The 4,054-nt window shown below is 59.5% G+C and carries 1 protein-coding gene and 1 pseudogene; one reads left to right on the forward strand and one right to left on the reverse strand.

The window, feature by feature from the left end; all coding sequences use genetic code 11:
- Positions 1 to 223 (reverse strand): annotated as a pseudogene (locus FT726_RS26225) (hypothetical protein); the annotation flags it as partial.
- A 178-nt stretch (positions 224 to 401) separates the two neighbouring features.
- On the opposite strand from FT726_RS26225, the gene FT726_RS26230 reads away from it, so the two are divergent.
- Positions 402 to 4,054: S6 family peptidase (locus tag FT726_RS26230; protein ID WP_346303737.1), on the forward strand; the 3,653-nt coding region annotated here is incomplete at its 3' end.

The following is a 4,054-nucleotide window of genomic DNA, read 5'->3' on the forward strand; positions in this document are numbered from 1 at the left end:
CCAGCCCGGACTGGAAATGAATCTTCTGCAGCGCGTAATCCGAATTACCGCCTTCAATAATCTGCTGCATCGCCTGCGCGCTGTTATCGCGCCCGTCATGGGTCAGCGTACAAAAGGTCGCGATGTAGTAAGCCTTGTCCTCATCGCTGTAATGCGGCATCAGCCACCAGACCAGCGCACTGATAACCAGCAACAGCGGTAGCAGGAATTTGATTTTTAACATGGGTTTATTGACCAGCTGAAAAAGAAAACGCCGCGATCTTAACAGATTCGCCGCGCCATGCCGCACGCCATTTTCAGGCTTTTCTCCGGCAGATTGAGACGAGGCTTAAGCGTGAATAACGCCGATGCGCTTATAAAGTAGCCCACTTCATTTGCTTCATTATTCAGGGAAGAAAATCATGAGAAAAAGCCAGCTGGCACTGCTGATTGGTGCCTTGTGCCTTAGCAGTTCGCCTTATGCCGGGATCCTGCGCTATGACATTGACGTGCAGGAATACCGCGATTTTGCCGAGAACCGGGGTAAATATGCTGTCGGCGCCACCGACATTCCCATCTACCGCAAAGATGGCACCTTTGAAGGCTATTTAATGAATGTCCCCATGCCGGACTTCAGTATGGTCAGTGATAAGGGTTTCAGCTCATTTATCTCGCCCTCGTTTGTCACAGGCGTCAAACATATGCAGTCCCACAGATTGGTGAACTTAGGGAATAAGGCAAAATTTTCGCCAATTTACCGTAGTATTGCCATAAATAATGATCCCTCTCGAGATTTTAACTTACCGCGCATGCACAAGGTGATTGTCGAAAGCGCGCCTACGCCTTACATCGGCGGTGAAGAGTTTAATGCTAACCCCAGTCGCTATACTGCATTTGCCCGCGTGGGGGCGGGTTATCAGCAAATTGACGATCCCGAAAGCGGTAAATTGATACCCATCGAGGGTGCCTATGTCTATAACACAGGTGGGACATTCAAGCCCGAAGCTATCACGAATATATTTTCTAAATTCATAAAATGGAGAATTTTTGCTCCTAATCATCCGGCATTCTCTCTGTTAAGCATTGGCACTCGTGGAGGTGATAGCGCTAGTCCGCTCTTCGCCTGGGATAATATCGAGAAACGCTGGGTACAGTTCGCAGTTCACTCTGGCGGCTATGGCGGCGGCACCACCTACAACTATCACTTTGCCAGTGAATTAATTAATGGAACATATGTTCAGGAGATGCTGGATTCCGTCAGGGATGCCGATGTTGAAGACAGTGGCGCCGGCACCCTCGAATGGCGCGGTGATAGCATTATGCAGGATGGCAAAAGCTGGCAATGGCACGGGCTTAATCAGGCTCAGGCAGAAACCGCACCCGCCAGCGCCAGCAATGAACAGCTCGATGCCACCAAAGATCTGCGCTTTAACGGCGACGGCGGCATCATTGAGCTGGCGCAGTCGGTCAACCTCGGCGCGGGCTTGCTGCGTTTCTCTAACGACTACACCCTGCGCGCCGCAGGCGACGGCAACTTCAGCTGGGTCGGCGGCGGCGTTGAGGTCGACAAAGACAAGACCGTGCTGTGGCAGGTTAACGGCCTGCAGGACGATGCGTTGCACAAAATCGGCGCCGGTACGCTGCACGTTAACGCCAGCGGCATCAATCCCGGCGCGCTTAATGTCGGCGACGGCACGGTCATCCTCGACCAGCAGGCCGACGCGCAGGGACGTAAACAGGCGTTCTCCACCGTCACCCTGTTCAGCGGCCGCCCGACCGTGGTGCTCAACAGCGCCGATCAGTTAAGCACTGACAACATCCGCTTCGGCTACCGCGGCGGTACGCTGGACGTTAACGGCCACGATTTGACCTTCGACGATATCCTGCATAACGACAGCGGCGCGCGCATCGTTAACCGCAGCCAGACGCTGGCGCATCTCGATCTCACCGGCGATAACCGCCTGTTCCTCGGCGAGCTGGGCGAAGCGGACTCACGCGATAACCTCAACGTGACCACCCATCAGCGCTGGCAGCTGGCGGGCGGCGTGCAGCTTAATCAGCTGGCGGTGGCCGACGGTGTGCTGACGCTGAGCGGCGAACAGGTTGAGCATGCCGGGAAAGTGTTCTTTGCCAATGACTGGCAGGACAAAACGTATCACATCAACCAGCTGCAGGTGGCGCAGGACGCCGCGCTAACCGTCGCTGAGCACGCTCACGTTACCGGCAATATCACGCTGGCCGACGAGGCCACGCTTAACGTGCTGGGCCGATCCACGCTGGCCGGCGACATCAACCTGAGCGGCACCGCTTCCAGCCTGATTGCCGATATCGCGCAGTACGTCAGCACGCTGGGCGAGCTGGCTTCCACCATCAGCGCCAATATCAGTGGCCAGGGCAGCGTGATTAAAAGCGGTGACGGGCGGCTGACGCTGAGCGGTGACGTCAGCAACCAGCAGGGCGTTGAGGTGCAGCAGGGCGAGCTGGAAGTGAGCGGCTGGCTGCATACGCCGCTGAACATGGCCGCCGGCACGCTGCTCTCCGGCGGCGGCGTCATCAATCACGCCAGCCTCGCCGATAACGTCACGCTGGCACCGGGCTGGAACAATGCGCCGGACAGCTGGTCGACCATGCGCCTTGGCGATCTGCACCACGGGCGCGACACGGCGCTGGTGCTGAACTCCGCGTTCCGCCAGGACGCCAGCGATCGCCTGCTGATCGATGGCGATCTGCAACAGCCGGACGATGCGCCGCTGTGGCTGACGGTAAAACCGCAGGCCAGCTGGATCGATAGCGATGGCAACCACAACGGCGCAGCGGATAACAATGAAGGTGTGTCGCTGGTGCAGGTCGGTGGCCAGGCGCACGCCGACAGCGTCCAGCTGGCCGGCAGCTATGTGGCGCGCGGCGCCTGGGCTTACGGTCTGTACGCCTTCGCACCGGGCCGCGCCAGTGGCGATGAGCGTCTGGTGGCGGGCGAAGGGGATCAGTTCTGGGATTACCGTCTGCAAAACATTCTGCTGGCGGAAGGGGATAACCGTGAACCTTACCTGCCGGAGCCGGAGCCTGAACCGCAACCCGAGCCAGAACCGCAGCCGGAACCGGAACCGGAAAATCCGCAGGTGCCGCAGCCAGAGCCAAAACCGGAGCCAGGTAAGGTGCGCGCGGCGGTGATTCCGCAGGTGCCGACCTACATCTCGCTGCCCGCCGCCTTCCACAGCGTGACACACAATCTGCAAGCGCTGTTCAGCAGCAGCGCGCAGCAGGCGGGCGCAGAGGGCCGTCCGGATCTGTTTGTGTCCGGCTACACCGGCGACGACCGCTATCACAGCGCGGGCGGCTTTATGGATTACGGCTACGATTTCCACAGCCGCTATCAGGGCTGGATGATTGGCAGCCGCTTCCCGCTGCAGTCGGCGCTGGCGCTGAGTGTCGGCGTCAATAAAGGCAACCTGAGCATCACGCCGGAAGCGCGCGACGGCAACAGTCACGCCCGCGTCGATACGCTGGGCGCCAGTGCGCTACTGAGCTGGCAGCCCGATCAGGGCCTGCAGCTGGCCGTGCCGGCTGGCGTGATGCAGTATCGCGGCAGCGTCAGCACTGACCTGCGCGGTAACGTAACGCAGCTGAAAGCGCGCGGCGCGAACCTCGGGCTCGACAGCGGCTGGCGCTGGCAGTCCGGCGCGCATGCGCTAACGCCGGTAGCCGGCGTGAATGCACAGTGGCTCGATATCAATGATTTCACCGACAGCGACGGCGCACAGGTCAGCTACCGTAATCCGCTGCAGTGGCAGCTCTCCGGCGGCGTAAAATACGACTTCCGCCTCAACGAAAAGCTGAAGCTGGGCGCGGAAACGCACTACGTGCAGCGCATCAGCCAGCGCGATCGGGTAGCGATTGGTGACGGCCAGCAGGCAGCGCACTTCGCCACCGGACGCGGCGGCAACAGCTTGCAGTACAGCGGTTACGCCGGCTGGCAGGTGCTGGACAATCTGGAGCTTAACACCCAGCTTCAGGGCCAGCAGCGCCTGACGCAGGAAGGCATCAGCGACTGGAATCTGCAGGCCGGTGTGAAAAT

It is taken from the genome of Pantoea sp. Morm (genome assembly GCF_016643525.1).
In the GTDB taxonomy this organism is placed as follows: Bacteria; Pseudomonadota; Gammaproteobacteria; order Enterobacterales; family Enterobacteriaceae; genus Pantoea; species Pantoea dispersa.